Raw genomic sequence first — 14,724 nt, 5'->3', positions numbered from 1 at the left:
GCCGCTTCAGGTAGTGGTAGCCGTAGAGCGGCTCGTAGACCTGGAAGGTGTAGGCCGACTCGGGGTTCGAGTACGACGCGGTCGGGTCCAGGTAGCGCGGCGAGCGCTCGTCGAACGAATAGAACAGGGTGTTGGTCGCCGCCGCGCCCTTCTCGTAGGGGCTGTTGTCGCAGGCCGCAAGCACCAGCACGGCCGCCAGGAGCATCGGCAACGCCCAGCCTCGTCGTGTCCACCCTGCGTTCATCGAGACTTGTCCTTCGGCACCGGGGTCGACCCGGCTTCGCTCGAGCAGAGCGTCGTCGACGTCGATTTTAGGGGGCCGCCATGGCACCCGTCGGGCCGGCTCTCAGGCCCAGGCGATGTACGCCTGCCGGCGGTCGACGAGGAGACGCGCCTTCGCGCCCACCGGAAGCGTCACCTTGGTTTCCACGTGCCCGTAAGGCAGGCCGGTCAGGATGGGCGTGCGCGTCGCCGTCCGGACCCGCTCGATCGCCGTCGCCAGCGTGTAGCCGCGGTCGTTCGGCGACTTGCGGTAGCCGGTGAAGGCGCCGAGCACGACGGCGCGCTGCCGGTCGAGGACGCCGGCCTGCTGCAGCTGCAGCAGGTTTCGCTCGATCCGGTAGGGGTGCTCGTTGACGTCCTCGAGGAAGAGGATGCCGTCGCGCACGCGCGGAAAGTGTGGCGTGCCCAGGAGCGAGTTGACGACGCAGAGGTTGCCGCCCCACAGCGTGCCGCGGACCTCGAGTCCGTCGTGGCCTTCGCCGGTGCGAAAGCCGACGGCTTCGAGCGCGCCGGTCATGGCCTCCACGAAGCAGGCCTCGGTGACGTCGTCGACGCCGCCGGCCGCCTCGCTGCGGCCGAAGTCGTCGCAGGCAAGCGGCCCGGCCCAGGTGGTGCCGCCGCGGTGCGCGAGGAGGCCGAGCTGCAGCGCGGTCAGGTCGCTGTAGCCGACCCAGCGCGTGCCCTTGTCGACGCTGCGCGCCAGCGCCTTCCAGTCGACGCGGTCGAGCAGGCGGGTCAGGCCGTAGCCGCCTCGCGTGGCCATCGCCACGTCGGGCGCGGCGGCGGCGACGCGGTGGATGGCGGCCAGCCGTGTCTCGTCGTCGCCGGCGAAGCGTTGGACGCGCCGGGCCGCGGCCTCGTCGACCTCGACTGCGAAACCGAGCCGGGCGAGCCGGCGCGCCGCGAGGCGCAGCGGCGCGACGGTCCGCACCACCCCGGCTGGCGAGAACAGCGACAGCGACAGCGACAGCGGGCCGGCCCGCCCTGCTGCGGGCGGGCTCATGCCGGGCTGCCGTCGTCGACCAGGCTCGACTCGCCGGCCGGGATCGGGTCGACCGGCAGGGCACCTGCGCCAGCCAGCGTGGGCGGCAGGCGCCGTTGCCGGTAGCGCTCGCGCCGCTCGGCGAAGAAGGAGCGCAGCATGTCGCCCGCCGGGTCGGCCAGGAGCCCGCCCTCCACTGCCGTGTGGTGGTTCAGCGCCGGCGTGCCGAAAACGTCGATCACGGACCCCGCGGCCCCGGCCTTGGGGTCGGTGGCGCCGTAGACGACCCGCTTCAGCCGGGCGTGCAGGATGGCCATCGCACACATGGCGCAGGGCTCGAGGGTGACGTAGAGCTCGCACTCGGGCAGGCGGTAGTTGCCGAGCAGGTGCGCGGCATGGCGCAGGGCGACGATCTCGGCGTGCGCGGTCGGGTCGTGGTTGGTGATCGGCCGGTTGTAGCCGGTAGCGACGACCTGGCGGCCGGTCGGCGTATCGCGCACGATGACCGCGCCGACGGGGACCTCGCCGACGATCCAGGCGTTGTGCGCCTGGTCGAGCGCCTGCCGCATCGCGGCCTCGTCGGCGGGGCTCATCAGGGCTCGGCGCGCCGGTTGCCGTCGGCGCCCTGCTCGAGGGCGCGGACGGTGTTGTCGCGGGCGCGCTCCTGGATGCTGCGGGCCTGCTGCGGAACGGTTCCGGCACCGGCCTGCGCCGCCCGGTTGGCCGAGTCGGCCGCGAGCGCGCGGGCCCTGCTCTCGGCGTCCTGGCCGCGCTGGACGATGCCGCCGCCGGCGTCGACGGCCTGCTGCTGCTTCCTGGCGACGAAACCCAGGACGGCCAGGACCACGACCAGCGACAGGATTCCGAAAACCGCCTTCATCGATTGCTCCGTGCATGCCGTCTGAAACGGCGCGGCGATCGTAGCCGGGAACGATCCACGGCCCGTCTCCCGGGCAGGTGGCGGAAGTCTCGACCAGGGTGCGAGCATCCCTGGCGACAGATCACTCCCACTCGATGGTCGCCGGCGGCTTCGACGAGATGTCGTAGGTGACGCGGTTGATGCCGCGCACCTCGTTGATGATCCGGCTCGAGACGGTCTTCAGCAGCGCGTGCGGCAGCTCGGCCCAGTCGGCGGTCATGAAGTCGGTGGTCTGCACGGCCCGGAGCGCGACCACGTAGTCGTAGGTGCGGCCGTCGCCCATCACGCCGACGCTCTTCACCGGCAGGAACACGGCGAAGGCCTGGCTGGTCAGCTCGTACCAGGACTTCCGGCTCACGGGGTCGATCGTCGCGCGCAGCTCCTCGATGAAGATGGCGTCGGCCAGGCGAAGCAGGTCGGCGTACTCGCGCTTGACCTCGCCGAGGATGCGAACGCCCAGCCCGGGACCGGGGAAGGGATGGCGCTGGACCATGTCGCGCGGCAGGCCCAGGGAGATGCCGAGCTCGCGGACCTCGTCCTTGAACAGCTCGCGCAGCGGCTCGAGCAGCTTCAGGCCCAGGGTCTCGGGCAGGCCGCCGACGTTGTGGTGGCTCTTGATCGTCGTCGCCTTCTTGGTCCGGGCGCCGCCGGACTCGATGACGTCGGGGTAGATGGTCCCCTGGGCCAGCCACTTCGCCTGCTTCAGCCGGCCGGCCTCGCGCGTGAAGACCTCGACGAACTCGCGGCCGATGATCTTGCGCTTGGCCTCGGGGTCGGCGACGCCGGCCAGGCAGCCGAGGAAGGCTTCGCTGGCATCGATGGCGAGCACCTTCACGTGCAGGCGCCCGGCGAACATCTCCATCACCATGCGCGCCTCGTCGAGCCGGAGCAGGCCGTGGTCGACGAAGACGCAGGTCAGCCGGTCGCCGATCGCGCGGTGGATAAGCGCCGCCGCGACGCTCGAGTCGACGCCGCCCGACAGGCCAAGGATCACCTCGTCGTCGCCGACCTGCTCGCGGATGCGGGCCACCGCCTCGTCGATGTAGTTGCCCATGACCCAGTCGGGCCTGGCGGAACAGATCTGCAGGACGAAGCGCTCGAGCAGCTCGCGGCCCTTGAGCGTGTGCGTCACCTCCGGGTGGAACTGCACGCCGTAGTAGCCGCGGCTCTCGTCGGCGATGCCGGCGATCGGGCAGCTCGGCGTCGATGCCATGAGGCTGAAGCCGGGCGGCAAGGTCGTGACCTTGTCGCCGTGGCTCATCCAGACCTTGAGCATGCCGTGCCCGGCCTGGGTGGAAAAGTCCTCGATGCCCTCGAGCAGGCGCGTGTGGCCGCGCGCCCGCACCTCTGCGTAGCCGAACTCGCGGTGCGTGCTCGGCTCGACCTCGCCGCCGAGCTGCACGGCCATGGTGAACATGCCGTAGCAGATGCCGAGGACGGGAACGCCGAGCTCGAACACCGCCTGCGGAGCGCGCAGCTCCTGGTCCTCGTAGGTCGAGGCGTGGCTGCCGGACAGGATGATCCCCTTGGGCGCGAACGAGCGGACGAACTCGTCGGTCACGTCGTTGGGGTGGATCTCGCAGAAGACGTGCGCTTCGCGGATGCGACGCGCGATCAGCTGGGTGAGCTGGGAGCCGAAGTCGAGGATGAGGATCTTGTCGTGCATGGGATGAGCTCAGGCGGCGGAGGCGGCCATGCCGAGGCGGGCGCGGCGCGCCGCCCTGAAGTGCAGCCAGGCCAGGCCGAGGCCGGTGGCCTGCAGCACGGCGCAGAAGTAGAACGGCGCGCCGATGCGCCAGTCGCCGCGCGGCAGGTGCGAGACGATGCCGAGCAGCGGAGCGGCGAGCACCGGCGCGATCACCGCCATCAGGCTCTGCAGCGAGCTGACGGCGCCCATCGTCCGGCCTTGCGTCGTTGCGTCGGCGGCGCCGGAGATGATGCTCTGGATCGAGGCTGTGACCGTGAACCCGAGCAGGTTGGAGAAGATGACGGCGAAGATCATCCAGCCTTCGCTCGCCGCGCCCCAGGCGGCGTAGGCCAGGGTCGAGGAGACCAGGCCGGCGAGGGCCAGCCGCTGCGGCGAGAAGCGCTTGAGCAGCCGCCCGAGCAGCAGGCCCTGCACCAGCGCCGACACGAGGCCGGTCGCGAACAGGGACCAGCCGTTCTCGAGCGGGCCCCAGCCGAACTTGAAGGTGGTGTAGAGGACCCAGCTCGAATACAGCACGAACTGCGACAGCGCCGTGCAGGCGATCACCGCCACAAGGAGGCCGACGCCGCCGAGCCGGCCGAGGCGGGCCAGCGAAGCGACGGGGTTGAACGCCGAGCGCCATTCGATCTCGCGCCGCCGCTCGCGTGGCAGCGACTCCGGCAGGATGAGCCAGCCGTACGTCAGGTTGACCAGGGCCAGCAGCCCGGCGGCGAAGAACGGCAGCTGCAGGTCGATGGCGCCCAGCAGGCCGCCCGCCACGGGGCCGAGGATGAAGCCGAGCCCGAACATCGCGCCGAGCAGGCCGAAGCGCTTGGCCCGGTCCTCGGGCGGCGTGATGTCGGCCACGTAGGCGTTGGCCACCGAGAGGTTGGATTGCATCGCGCCGCTGAAGAGGCGCACGACGATGAGGATCCAGAGTGCGTTGGCGAGCGCCGTGACGAAGAAGCTGAGGCCGAGGGCGCAGAAGCCGACCAGCAGCACCGGCCTCCGCCCGAAGCGGTCGGACAGCGCCCCGACCAGCGGCGAAGCGAAGAAGTTGGCGAAGCTGAAGGCGAAGGTCACGGCGCCGTACCACCACGCCTGCTCCGCCTGCGAGGACGTGAACGTGCCGACGAGCGCCGGCAGCACCGGGACGATCAGGCCGATCGACGCCATGTCGATCAGCACCGTGATCATGATGAAGGGCATCGCCGCAGCGCGCTTTTGCGCCCCGCCGGCGGTCTGCGCGCTCGTCATTCGGCGCGGTAGTTCGGCGCTTCCTTCGTGATCTGCACGTCGTGGACATGGCTCTCGCGGATGCCCGACGACGTGATCTCGACGAACTCGGCCCGGGCGTGCATCTCCTCGATGCTGGCGCAGCCGCAGTAGTGCATCGCGGCGCGCAGGCCGCCGCCCATCTGGAAGATGATGCCGACGACCGAGCCCTTGTACGGAACCTGGCCCTCGATGCCTTCGGGAACCAGCTTGGCGCTGCCCGCGGTGCTCGCCTCGCCGTCCTGGAAGTAGCGGTCGGCCGAGCCCTGCTGCATCGCGCCGATCGAGCCCATGCCCCGGTAGCTCTTGTAGGTGCGGCCCTGGTACAGGATGACCTCGCCCGGCGCCTCCTCGGTGCCGGCGAAAGCCCCGCCCATCATCACCGTGTCTGCGCCGGCGGCGATCGCCTTGGCCAGGTCGCCGGAGAAGCGCACGCCGCCGTCGGCGATCAACGGCACGCCGCTGCCGGCGATGGCGCGGGCGACCGCGTCGATGGCCATGATCTGCGGCACGCCGACGCCGGTGACGATGCGGGTGGTGCAGATGGAACCCGGCCCGATGCCGATCTTGACCGCGTCCGCGCCGGCCTCGACCAGGGCGAGCGCGCCGGCACCGGTGGCGATGTTGCCGCCGACCACGTCGACGCCGGGGTAGTTGCGCTTGACCCAGCGCACGCGGTCGAGCACGCCGGCACTGTGGCCATGCGCGGTGTCGACGACGATGACGTCGACACCGGCCCGCACGAGCAGCTCGGCCCGCTCCTCGGTGCCCTCGCCGACGCCGATCGCCGCGCCGACGCGCAGCTTGCCGTGGGCGTCGCGCGCGGCATCGGGAAAGCTCGTCTGCTTGGTGATGTCCTTGACGGTCATCAGGCCGCGCAGCTCGAACGCCTCGTTGACCACGAGCACCCGCTCGAGCTTCTCGCGGTGCATCAGCGCCTTGCCTTCGGCCAGCGAGGCCCCCTCGCGCACCGTGACCAGCCGGTCGCGCGGCGTCATGATTTCCTTGACCGGGGCGTCGAGCCGGGTCTCGAAGCGGAGGTCCCGGTTGGTGACGATGCCGACCACCGCCTTGCCGCGCAGCACGGGGAAGCCGGAGAAGCCGCGCGCCTTGGAGAGCTCGATCACCTCGCGCACGGTCATCTCGGGCGTGACCGTGATCGGATCGCGCAGCACGCCCGATTCGTAGCGCTTGACCTTGGCGACCTCGGCCGCCTGCTGCTTCGGCGTGAGGTTCTTGTGCACGATGCCGATGCCGCCTTCCTGCGCCAGGGCGATGGCGAGGCGTGCCTCGGTGACGGTGTCCATCGCCGCCGAGACCAGCGGCAGGTTGAGGCGGATGTTTCGGGAGAGCGAGGTCGCGAGGCTGGTGTCGCGGGGCAGGACGCTCGAGAGGGCCGGGACCAGCAACACGTCGTCGAAGGTCAGGGCCTTGCCCAGAAGGCGCATAGAAAGCTCCAGACGCAAAAGGGAATTATACGGATGGCGGGCACAAGTACCGGTTTGCGCGGACCGCTGCGGCCGCTCCGCCGACGCCCTCGTACACTGCCGCGAACTGCTTCACGACGCCCGTTTGACCATGGCTCGCCTCCCCCTCGCCCTGTTCGCCGCCCTCGCTGCTGCGCTGCTTTCCTTGCCGGCCGACGCGCAGTGGAAGTGGAAGGACAAGACCGGCCGCGTCCAGTACAGCGACCTGCCCCCTCCCGCCGGAACGCCCGAGGCCGACATCCTGGGCAAGCCGGGCGCGCAGCGGCGGACGATCGCCGTGCCGCCGGCCGTTGCCGCAAGCGCCGCCACCACGGCCGCTGCGGCCGCTGCGGCGGTTGCGGCCGCCTCGGGCGCCCTGGCGCCGCGCACCGCCGATCCCGAGCTCGAGGCCAGGCGCAAGCGCGCCGAGGCCGAGCAGGCGGCACGAACCAAGGCCGAGGAAGACCGCATCGCGGCCGCGCGCGCCGACAACTGCGTCCGCGCCAGGAGCCAGCTCGCCACCCTCGAGAGCGGCATCCGCCTGGTCCGCTCGAACCAGAAGGGCGAGCGGGAGTACGTCGACGACAAGCAGCGCGCGGAAGAGACGCAGCGCGCCCGCGACGCCATCAAGTCCGACTGCAAGTAGGGCTCAGCGCGCCTGCTTCGGGCGCCGCGAGGCGCGTCGGCGGCGCGCCTCCATCGGGTCCATCGCCAGCGGGCGATAGAGCTCCACCCGGTCCCCGGGTCGAAGCGTGGTGTCCCGTGCGCACGGCCGGCCCCACACGCCGACCGCCTGGCGCTCCAGCCCCGCCCCGGCGAAGCGCTCGAGCAGGCCGCTTGCGGCCAGCGCCTCCTGGACGGTCGCGCCGGGCCGGACCCAGACCTCCACCTCGACCGCGGCACCGGGCGAGGGGCTGCACGCGACAGCGATCCGGATCGGTCCTTCCGGCGCCGGCGCCGCCATCTCAGCGCGGTCCGTGCACCTGCTCGGCGCGCCGCACGAAGGAGTCGACGAAGGTGTTCGCGATGCGGTCGAAGACCGGGCTGATCGCCGCTTCGAGAACGCCGTTGGTAAACGCGTAGCGCAGCTCGAACTCGATCTTGCACGCGGCGCTGGCCACGCCCGGCTCGGCGCCCGGCACCGGCAGGGCGATGAAGCGCCAGAGCCCCTCGAGCAGCGAGAACGGCCCGTCGACCAGGCCGATGCGGACCGACTCGTCGGGCACGTGCACGTTGCGCGTGGTGAAGGTGTGGCGAAGGCCCGAGTAGGCCAGGTGCAGGCGCGCCGTCAGGCCGTCAGGCCGGCGCTCGAGCACGTCGACGCGCTCGCACCAAGGCAGGAACTGCGGGTACGCGTCGACGTCGGTGACGAGCTGGTAGATCTCGCGCGGCGCGTACCAGAGCAACACCGACTTCTTGACGTGCTTCATAGAATGGAACGATGTCGATCGCAGAGAACCGCCGTGCCCGCTTCGAGTATCACATCGAGGAGCGCTTTGAGGCCGGGATGGTCCTCGAAGGCTGGGAGATCAAGGCCGTCCGCGCCGGCCAGGTTCAGCTGACCGACGGCTACGTCGTCATCCGCGACGGCGAGCTGTGGCTGATCGGCTGCCGCATCAACGCCTTGCGCAGCGCTTCCACGCACGTCCAGCCCGAGGCCGACCGGACCAAGAAGCTGCTGATGCACAAGGAGGAGATCCGGCGCCTCATCGGCAAGGTCGAGCAGAAGGGCTTCACCCTTGTGCCGCTCGACCTCCACTACAAGGGCGGCCGGGTCAAGGCGGAGATCGCTCTCGCCAAGGGCAAGGCCGAGCACGACAAGCGCGACACCGAGAAGAAGCGCGACTGGGAGCGCGAGCATGGTCGCCTGATGCGGCACAAGGTCTCGGCCGGCAAGAGCCGATGACGCCCTCGCCTGCATGAGCATCGACACCGGCCTGGCCCGCGCGGACGTTCCGCTGCGCGAGTTCCGCGACCTCGACGGCCCGCGCGGGCTGCCGATCCTGGGCAACCTGCTGCAGATCGACAAGGCGCTGATCCACGCCCAGGTGGAAGCCTGGGGCCGGCGCCACGGCCCGCTGTTCCGGTTCAAGCTCGGCCGCACCGAGATGCTGGTGGTGACCGACCACGTCGCCATGGGCGCCGTGCTGCGCGACCGGCCCGACGGCTTTCGGCGCACGCCGCGGCAGGCAAGGGTTGCCATGGAGATGGGACTGGCCGGCGGCGTCTTCGGCGCCGAGGGCGATGCCTGGCGGCGCCAGCGGCGCATGGTCATGGCCGGCTTCGACCCGCGCCACCTGCGCGCCTACTTCCCGGCGCTGGTGAAGGTCAGCACCCGCCTGCACGGTCGCTGGCGGCGTGCGGCCGCGTCCGGGCAGGCGATCGACCTTCAGGCCGACCTGATGCGCTTCACGGTCGATGCGATCTCGGGGCTCGCCTTCGGCAAGGACATCAACACGCTGGAGTCCGACGACGAGGTCATCCAGCGCCACCTCGACAAGATCTTCCCGGCCATGTTCCGCCGGCTGCTCTCGCCGCTGCCGACCTGGCGCTGGTGGAAGAGCGCCGCCGACCGCGAGCTCGACCGCAGCGTCGCCGCCGTGCGCATCGCCATCGAGGAATTCATCGCCGCGGCGCGGCAGCGCCTCGCCGCCGACCCGGCGCGGCGCCAGGCCCCGGCCAACCTGCTCGAGGCCATGCTCGTCGCTGCCGACGACGCCGACTCGGGCATCACCGACGCCGAGGTCTCCGGCAACGTGATGACGATGCTGCTGGCCGGCGAGGACACGACGGCCAACTCGCTGGCCTGGACCATCCATTTCCTGCATCGCCACCCGCAGTGCCTGGCCCGGGCCCGCGACGAGGTCGATCGCGTCGCCGGCGCGCCGGCAGCGTGGTCGCCCGAGCGGATGGCCGCCCTGCACTACCTCGAGGCCTGCGCCAACGAGACGATGCGCCTGGAGCCGGTCGCGCCGTCGATCGTCCTGCAGGCGCTGCGCGAGACGCGGATCGGCGATGTCCGCGTGCCGGCGGGCACGCTGGTCTGGGGCGCGCTGCGCAGCGACAGCCTGAAGGACGAGCACTTCCCCGAGGCCGGGAGCTTCCGGCCCGAGCGCTGGCTAGACACCGAGCCGCAGCGGAGCGCGTCCGCGGCGAACCGCGTCTCCATGCCGTTCGGTGCCGGGCCGCGCGTCTGCCCCGGCCGCCATCTGGCGATGGTCGAGATGAAGATGGCGCTGGCCGTGCTGCTCGGCGGCTTCGAGATCGAGAGCGTGTCGACGGCGCACGGCGGGGAGCCGGCCGAGCGGCTGTCGTTCACGATGGCGCCGGAGCCGCTGGCGATGTGTCTGCGCGAGCGCGGCTGACGCACTCGATCGTCTCGCCCCGGTCAAGATGCCGCGACCCGCGTGCCCTCAGCGCGCGTCGAGCGCCGCCAGCGCCTGCAGGCAGTCGTCGATGAGGTCGGCCACCGACTCGAGCCCCAGCGAGAAGCGGACCAGGGTGCCGCGCCAGGCCGGCCGCGAGCGGATCGCGGCGAGGTCGTAGGGAACGACGAGGCTGACCGGACCGGCCCACGAATAGCCGATGCGGAACAGGCGCAGCGCGTCGACGAAGGCATGGACCTGCGCGGGTGCGTAGCGCTCGTCGAAGACGACCGAGAAGAGGCCCGCGGCGCGGCCGCAGACCCGCTCCCAGTGCTCGTGGCCGGGCGAGCCGGGCAGCGCCGGGTGCAGCACGGCCATCACCTCGGGGCGCTCGCGCCACCACTGGGCCAGGGTCCGGGCGGCGCGGTCCTGTGCCTCGTAGCGCAGCTGGATCGACGGCAGCGAGCGCAGGACGAGCTCGGCGTCGTTGCCGCCGACGCCCCAGCCGGCGCGCATGTGCGATGCCTTCAGGCGCTGGTGCAGGGCGTCGTCGCGCGTGGTCACCGAGCCCATCAGCACGTCGGCGCCGCCCGAGGCGTACTTGGTCAGCGCCTGGATCGAGATGTCGACGCCGCACGCGGCGTCGCCGTCGCCGTCGCCGATCGAGAACGGATCGAAGGCAAGGCCGGCGCCCCAGGTGTTGTCGAGCGCGACCAGCGCGCCGTGCCCGCGCGCGATGCCGATCAGCGCCGGCAGGTCCGGGAACTCCATCGTCACCGAGCCCGGCGCCTCGAGCCAGACCAGGCGCGTCGATGCAGTGAGCGCTGCGGCCAACGACGCCGGCTCCATAGGGTCGTAGAAGCGGTGCGCGATGCCCCAGCGGGCCAGCTCGTTGCGAGCGAACTCCTTCGACGGGCCGTAGGCGTTGTCGGGAAGCACGAGCTCGTCGCCGCTCTGGAGCAGCGCCATGTCGACGAGCGTCAGCGCGGCGAGGCCGCTCGGCACGAGCAGCGTCTGCAGGCCGCCCTCGAGCGTGGCGACGCGCTCCTCCAGCATGAAGGTCGTCGGCGTGCCGTGCAGGCCGTAGGTGTAGCCGGTCTTTTCCTTCCAGTTGCGGGCGCGCAGCGCCGCCGTGGTCGGGAAGACCACGGTCGAGGCCTTGTGCACGGGCGGCTGGACGGCGCCGAAGCCGGCCGGCGGCTGATACGGATGGGCGATGAGCGAGGTGCTGCGCGAGAGAGGCTTCTTCATGGGTTCGAAAGGTCTCAGGTCGGCACGCCGATCAGGTCGTGCCCATCGGCGGCGATGATCGTCGCGCGCGTGAAATCGCCGGCCTTGAGGGTCTTCGACGCCTTCTCGGGCGGCAGCAGCCGGACGCGGCCGTCGATGCCCGGTGCATCGGCATAGGTCCTGCCGACGCCGCCCTTGCGGCCGAGCCCCGGCGCCGAGTCGACGAGCACCTGCATGCTGGCGCCGACGCGCGCCTGGAGCTTGCGCACCGACACGTCCTCGGCGACCTTCATGAATCGCGCGCGCCGTTCCTCGCGCAACTCGGCGGGCAGCATGCCCGGCAGCTCGTTGGCGGTGGCGCCTGCCACCGGCGAATAGGCGAAACAACCGGCGCGGTCAATCTGTGCCTCGCGCACGAAGTCGAGCAGGTGCTCGAACTCGGCCTCGGTCTCGCCCGGAAAGCCGGCGATGAAGGTGCTGCGCACGACCAGCGGCGGGCAGATCTCGCGCCAGCGGGCGATCCGCTCGAGGTTCTTCTCGCCGCTGGCCGGCCGCTTCATCCGGCGCAGCACGTCGGGATGCGAGTGCTGCAAGGGAACATCGAGATACGGGAGGATCGCGCCGGTCGCCATCAGTGGCAGCACCGCGTCGACGTGCGGATACGGGTACACGTAGTGCAGGCGGACCCAGGCGCCGTGGGGCGCGGCGATCTCGGCCAGCCGCTCGCACAGCCCCTGCATCTGCGTGCGGACCGGCCGCCCGTCCCAGAAACCGGTGCGATAGCGCACGTCGACGCCGTAGGCGCTGGTGTCCTGGCTGACGACCAGCAGCTCCTTGACGCCCGACGCGAACAACGCCGCCGCTTCCGAGAGGACATCGCCGACCGGGCGCGAGACCAGGTCGCCGCGCATGCTCGGAATGATGCAGAAGGTGCAGCGATGGTTGCAGCCTTCGCTGATCTTGAGATAGGCGTAGTGCTTCGGGGTCAGCTTGATGCCGATCCCGGCCGGCGGCGCGGGAACGAGATCGACGAAGGGATCGTGCGGCTTGGGCGCATGCGCGTGGACGGCCTGCATGACCTCGTCGGTGGCGTGCGGCCCGGTTACCGCGAGCACGCTGGGATGCATCTGGCGCACGAGGTTGCCGCCGCCCTCGCCCGTGTCCTTGCCACCGCGCGCGCCGAGGCATCCGGTGACGATGACCCGGCCGTTGTCGGCGAGCGCCTCGCCGATGGTGTCGAGGCTCTCGCGGACCGCATCGTCTATGAAGCCGCAGGTGTTGACGATCACGAGGTCGGCGCCCGCGAAGGTCTTCGAGGTGGCGTAGCCCTCGGCGCTGAGACGGGTGAGGATCAGCTCGGAGTCGGTCAGCGCCTTCGGGCAGCCGAGGGAGACGAAGCCGATCTTGGGAACCGCGCCCGCCGCGCGCGGACGTTCCAGGGTGTCATCGATCATGGCGCGATTTTCGCGCATCGCGGCGCAGCCGCCTTTTGCTCGTCAGCGCTTGGCCCCGGGCTTCGGCGCGAGGGTCGGGAACAGCGTCGCCGCCTGCTGCGTCATCTGCTCCTGCATCTGCACGAACATGTGGCGCGACTGCTCGAGGTAGTTGCCCATCAGGTTCTGCACCATCGGCGCCTGCCCGTTGAGGAACTGCGCCCACAGCTCGGGGTTCTGCGCCTTCGGGTCGTAGAGGCCTTTCGACTGCTCGGCCAGGCGGGCCTGGATGTCGGTGAAGGTCTGCAGGTTCTTCTCGAGGTACGAGCCCATCATCCCCTGCATGGCATGGCCGTAGAAGCGGATGATCTGCGACAGCATGCCGGTCGAGAAGATCGGCACGCCGTCGGTCTCTTCCTCGAGGATGATCTGCAGCAGGATGCTGCGCGTCAGATCGTCGCCGGTCTTCGCATCGCGAACCTCGAAGGCCGTTCCGGCGAGCACCATCGCCTTGACCTCGGCGAGCGTGATGTAGCTGGAGATCTCGGTATCGTAGAGACGACGGTTCGGGTACTTCTTGAGGATGCGCGGGCCAATGCTGGCCTCTGCGGCTGGCCTGGACTTGCCGGCGCGACGAGTCTGGGCCATGTCATCTCCAACGTATCGAGCACGCGCTGATTTTAGGAACTGCCGTGGGTGGGCCCGAAGGGGTTTTCCCCCTCGGTGGCAGGCTCAGAGCGCGGGCGCGGGCAGCCGGTCGAGCACCGCTTCCATCGCCAGGCCGATCGAGAGCAGGCGCCGGTCGCTGCCGAGCGGGCCGTCGAGCTCGAGCCCCACGGGCAGGCCCGAAGCGGTGGCTCCGGCCGGAAACGCCAGGCCCGGGATGCCGGCGTTGCTGCCCGGATCGGTGTTGCGGATGAAGGTGGCGAAGGTCTCGACCGGCGCGCCGCCGTCCATCGAGAACTTGCCCGACCCGTTCACCGTGTCGATCGGGATGGCGGCAGCGACGGTGGTGGGAAAGAGCATCGCGTCGACGCGGTTGGCGCGGAAGTACTCGGCATAGAGCGCCTGCATCCGCGGCCTGAAGACGCGGATCGCGTCGCTGTAGCCGGCTCCCATGACGTCGCCCTGGATCGCGCCGAACGCGCCCTTCACGTCGGGGCTGGCGATCTGCTGCGCGATCCGCGCGATGTCGATGCCGCTCACGCCGGAGGCGGCGAGGTAGGCCGGGATGTCGGCGATCGGCTCGTGCAGCGCGATGGGGAACGAGACCTTGCCGTTCAGGTCGGCCAGGCCGGCGATGTCGGCGTCGACGAAGACGACGCCCGCCGCCTCGAGCCGGGACCGTGCCGCCCCGACGACCATGCCCACCTGGCGCTCGAGCCCGCTCCAGAAGGACGCCGGCACGCCGATCCGCACGCCCCGCAGCGGCACCGCCGCCGCCGGCGCGCCGCCGGTGATCGCTGCGTCGAGCAGGGCGACATCGGCGACACCGCGGCCCATCGGCCCGATGGTGTCCCGGGTGTGGCTGATCGGCACGACGCCGGCGCCGTCGTAGCGCCGGTCGATGCCGCCGTTGCCCACCGACGGGCGCAGGCCGGCGATGCCGCACAGGGCGGCCGGGATGCGCGTCGAGCCACCGGTGTCGGTGCCCAGGCCGCTCGGCACGATGCGCGCCGCGATGGCCACCGCCGTGCCGCCCGAGGAACCACCGGGAATGCGGGCGCGGTCGTATGGGTTCTTCACCGGCCCGGCGAACGAGGCGAGGTTGGTGCTCGTGATGCCGAAGGCCAGCTCGTGCAGGTTGGTCTTGCCGAGCACGATGGCGCCCGCGTCGACGAGGCGCTGCAGCACGGGCGCGTTGGCGCGCGGCCGGCTGTCGCGCAAGGCCGCGGTACCGCCGGTGGTCGGCAGGTCGCGGCTGTTGATGTTGTCCTTGACGACGATCGGCAGCCCGGCCAGGGCCGGCAGGGCGTTGGCGGCGGCCCGCATACTGTGGATGCGCCCCGCCAGCGCGATTTGCCCGGCGCGGTCGAGCGTGTTTTAGGGGTTGAGGTCCTGGAGGCGCGACGGGGGCTAGAGCGG

At 71.0% G+C, this 14,724-nt stretch carries 14 protein-coding genes and 2 pseudogenes; 3 read left to right on the top strand and 13 right to left on the bottom strand.

From position 1 onward, the window contains the following. The 7 genes and pseudogenes from AC30N0_RS13860 to guaB all read right to left on the bottom strand — a co-directional run. Window positions 1–244, bottom strand: a pseudogene (locus tag AC30N0_RS13860) (ABC transporter substrate-binding protein); the annotation flags it as partial. Between the two features lie 102 nt (window positions 245–346). Next, window positions 347–1,285: an LD-carboxypeptidase gene (locus AC30N0_RS13855; protein WP_489518493.1), complete on the bottom strand. Its 939-nt coding sequence runs from the start codon at window positions 1,283–1,285 to the stop codon at window positions 347–349. Next, window positions 1,282–1,857, bottom strand: coding sequence for a tRNA adenosine(34) deaminase TadA (gene tadA / locus AC30N0_RS13850; RefSeq protein ID WP_489518492.1), 576 nt, complete (start codon window positions 1,855–1,857; stop codon window positions 1,282–1,284). The genes AC30N0_RS13855 and tadA overlap by 4 nt, the downstream gene beginning before the upstream one ends. Continuing rightward, window positions 1,857–2,144 (bottom strand): hypothetical protein, encoded by a 288-nt coding sequence (locus tag AC30N0_RS13845; RefSeq protein WP_489518491.1) that lies wholly within the window; start codon window positions 2,142–2,144, stop codon window positions 1,857–1,859. Before AC30N0_RS13845 ends, tadA begins: the two co-directional genes overlap by 1 nt. 121 nt (window positions 2,145–2,265) lie before the next feature. Then, complete coding sequence (gene guaA, locus AC30N0_RS13840; RefSeq protein WP_489518490.1) at window positions 2,266–3,849, bottom strand: glutamine-hydrolyzing GMP synthase; 1,584 nt, start codon at window positions 3,847–3,849, stop codon at window positions 2,266–2,268. A 9-nt stretch (window positions 3,850–3,858) separates the two neighbouring features. Further along, entirely contained in the window at window positions 3,859–5,127 is a 1,269-nt protein-coding gene (locus AC30N0_RS13835; RefSeq protein WP_489518489.1) for an MFS transporter, read from the bottom strand. Next, a complete protein-coding gene (gene guaB, locus AC30N0_RS13830) occupies window positions 5,124–6,593 on the bottom strand; it encodes an IMP dehydrogenase (protein WP_489518488.1) in 1,470 nt (489 codons plus the stop codon). Before guaB ends, AC30N0_RS13835 begins: the two co-directional genes overlap by 4 nt. A gap of 130 nt (window positions 6,594–6,723) precedes the next feature. Between guaB and AC30N0_RS13825 the strand changes: the two genes are divergently transcribed. Continuing rightward, window positions 6,724–7,257 (top strand): DUF4124 domain-containing protein, encoded by a 534-nt coding sequence (locus AC30N0_RS13825; protein ID WP_489518487.1) that lies wholly within the window; start codon window positions 6,724–6,726, stop codon window positions 7,255–7,257. Between the two features lie 3 nt (window positions 7,258–7,260). Here the strand turns inward: AC30N0_RS13825 and AC30N0_RS13820 are convergent, their stop codons facing one another. Both AC30N0_RS13820 and AC30N0_RS13815 read right to left on the bottom strand, forming a co-directional pair. Next, a complete protein-coding gene (locus tag AC30N0_RS13820) occupies window positions 7,261–7,575 on the bottom strand; it encodes an RnfH family protein (RefSeq protein ID WP_489518486.1) in 315 nt (104 codons plus the stop codon). Window position 7,576: 1 nt separating this feature from the next. Then, the gene (locus tag AC30N0_RS13815) at window positions 7,577–8,041 is read right to left on the bottom strand and encodes a type II toxin-antitoxin system RatA family toxin (RefSeq protein WP_489518485.1); all 465 of its coding nucleotides are present in this window, start codon (window positions 8,039–8,041) and stop codon (window positions 7,577–7,579) included. Between the two features lie 11 nt (window positions 8,042–8,052). On the opposite strand from AC30N0_RS13815, the gene smpB reads away from it, so the two are divergent. Next, a complete protein-coding gene (gene smpB / locus AC30N0_RS13810) occupies window positions 8,053–8,517 on the top strand; it encodes an SsrA-binding protein SmpB (protein ID WP_489518484.1) in 465 nt (154 codons plus the stop codon). Window positions 8,518–8,530: 13 nt separating this feature from the next. After that, window positions 8,531–9,976: a cytochrome P450 gene (locus tag AC30N0_RS13805; RefSeq protein WP_489518483.1), complete on the top strand. Its 1,446-nt coding sequence runs from the start codon at window positions 8,531–8,533 to the stop codon at window positions 9,974–9,976. Window positions 9,977–10,024: 48 nt separating this feature from the next. Here AC30N0_RS13805 and AC30N0_RS13800 read toward each other — a convergent pair whose 3' ends face one another. From AC30N0_RS13800 to iaaH, 4 genes and pseudogenes are all read right to left on the bottom strand, one after another. Next, entirely contained in the window at window positions 10,025–11,227 is a 1,203-nt protein-coding gene (locus AC30N0_RS13800; RefSeq protein ID WP_489518482.1) for a PLP-dependent transferase, read from the bottom strand. A gap of 14 nt (window positions 11,228–11,241) precedes the next feature. Further along, window positions 11,242–12,660 (bottom strand): 30S ribosomal protein S12 methylthiotransferase RimO, encoded by a 1,419-nt coding sequence (gene rimO, locus AC30N0_RS13795; protein WP_489518481.1) that lies wholly within the window; start codon window positions 12,658–12,660, stop codon window positions 11,242–11,244. Window positions 12,661–12,702: 42 nt separating this feature from the next. Beyond that, on the bottom strand, window positions 12,703–13,287 hold the full coding sequence (phaR, locus tag AC30N0_RS13790) for a polyhydroxyalkanoate synthesis repressor PhaR (protein WP_489518480.1): 585 nt from the start codon (window positions 13,285–13,287) through the stop codon (window positions 12,703–12,705). An 84-nt stretch (window positions 13,288–13,371) separates the two neighbouring features. Further along, window positions 13,372–14,667: pseudogene (gene iaaH, locus AC30N0_RS13785) on the bottom strand (indoleacetamide hydrolase); the annotation flags it as partial. Between the last annotated feature and the right edge of the window lie 57 nt (window positions 14,668–14,724).

It is taken from the genome of Rhizobacter sp. (assembly GCF_031412495.1).
Classification (GTDB): Bacteria; Pseudomonadota; Gammaproteobacteria; order Burkholderiales; family Burkholderiaceae_C; genus Schlegelella_A.
The sequence above is the reverse complement of the archived record's forward strand: the minus strand, read 5'-3'. Positions and strand labels throughout refer to the sequence as shown.

What these genes read in the sequence shown, in the direction of transcription:
- AC30N0_RS13835 (WP_489518489.1), bottom strand. Translation starts at nt 5,127, where the DNA reads ATGACGAGCGCGCAGACCGCCGGCGGGGCGCAAAAGCGCGCTGCGGCG.
- tadA (WP_489518492.1), bottom strand. Translation starts at nt 1,857, where the DNA reads ATGAGCCCCGCCGACGAGGCCGCGATGCGGCAGGCGCTCGACCAGGCG.
- AC30N0_RS13825 (WP_489518487.1), top strand. Translation starts at nt 6,724, where the DNA reads ATGGCTCGCCTCCCCCTCGCCCTGTTCGCCGCCCTCGCTGCTGCGCTG.
- AC30N0_RS13845 (WP_489518491.1), bottom strand. Translation starts at nt 2,144, where the DNA reads ATGAAGGCGGTTTTCGGAATCCTGTCGCTGGTCGTGGTCCTGGCCGTC.
- AC30N0_RS13855 (WP_489518493.1), bottom strand. Translation starts at nt 1,285, where the DNA reads ATGAGCCCGCCCGCAGCAGGGCGGGCCGGCCCGCTGTCGCTGTCGCTG.
- rimO (WP_489518481.1), bottom strand. Translation starts at nt 12,660, where the DNA reads ATGATCGATGACACCCTGGAACGTCCGCGCGCGGCGGGCGCGGTTCCC.
- guaA (WP_489518490.1), bottom strand. Translation starts at nt 3,849, where the DNA reads ATGCACGACAAGATCCTCATCCTCGACTTCGGCTCCCAGCTCACCCAG.
- guaB (WP_489518488.1), bottom strand. Translation starts at nt 6,593, where the DNA reads ATGCGCCTTCTGGGCAAGGCCCTGACCTTCGACGACGTGTTGCTGGTC.
- AC30N0_RS13820 (WP_489518486.1), bottom strand. Translation starts at nt 7,575, where the DNA reads ATGGCGGCGCCGGCGCCGGAAGGACCGATCCGGATCGCTGTCGCGTGC.
- phaR (WP_489518480.1), bottom strand. Translation starts at nt 13,287, where the DNA reads ATGGCCCAGACTCGTCGCGCCGGCAAGTCCAGGCCAGCCGCAGAGGCC.
- smpB (WP_489518484.1), top strand. Translation starts at nt 8,053, where the DNA reads ATGTCGATCGCAGAGAACCGCCGTGCCCGCTTCGAGTATCACATCGAG.
- AC30N0_RS13800 (WP_489518482.1), bottom strand. Translation starts at nt 11,227, where the DNA reads ATGAAGAAGCCTCTCTCGCGCAGCACCTCGCTCATCGCCCATCCGTAT.
- AC30N0_RS13815 (WP_489518485.1), bottom strand. Translation starts at nt 8,041, where the DNA reads ATGAAGCACGTCAAGAAGTCGGTGTTGCTCTGGTACGCGCCGCGCGAG.
- AC30N0_RS13805 (WP_489518483.1), top strand. Translation starts at nt 8,531, where the DNA reads ATGAGCATCGACACCGGCCTGGCCCGCGCGGACGTTCCGCTGCGCGAG.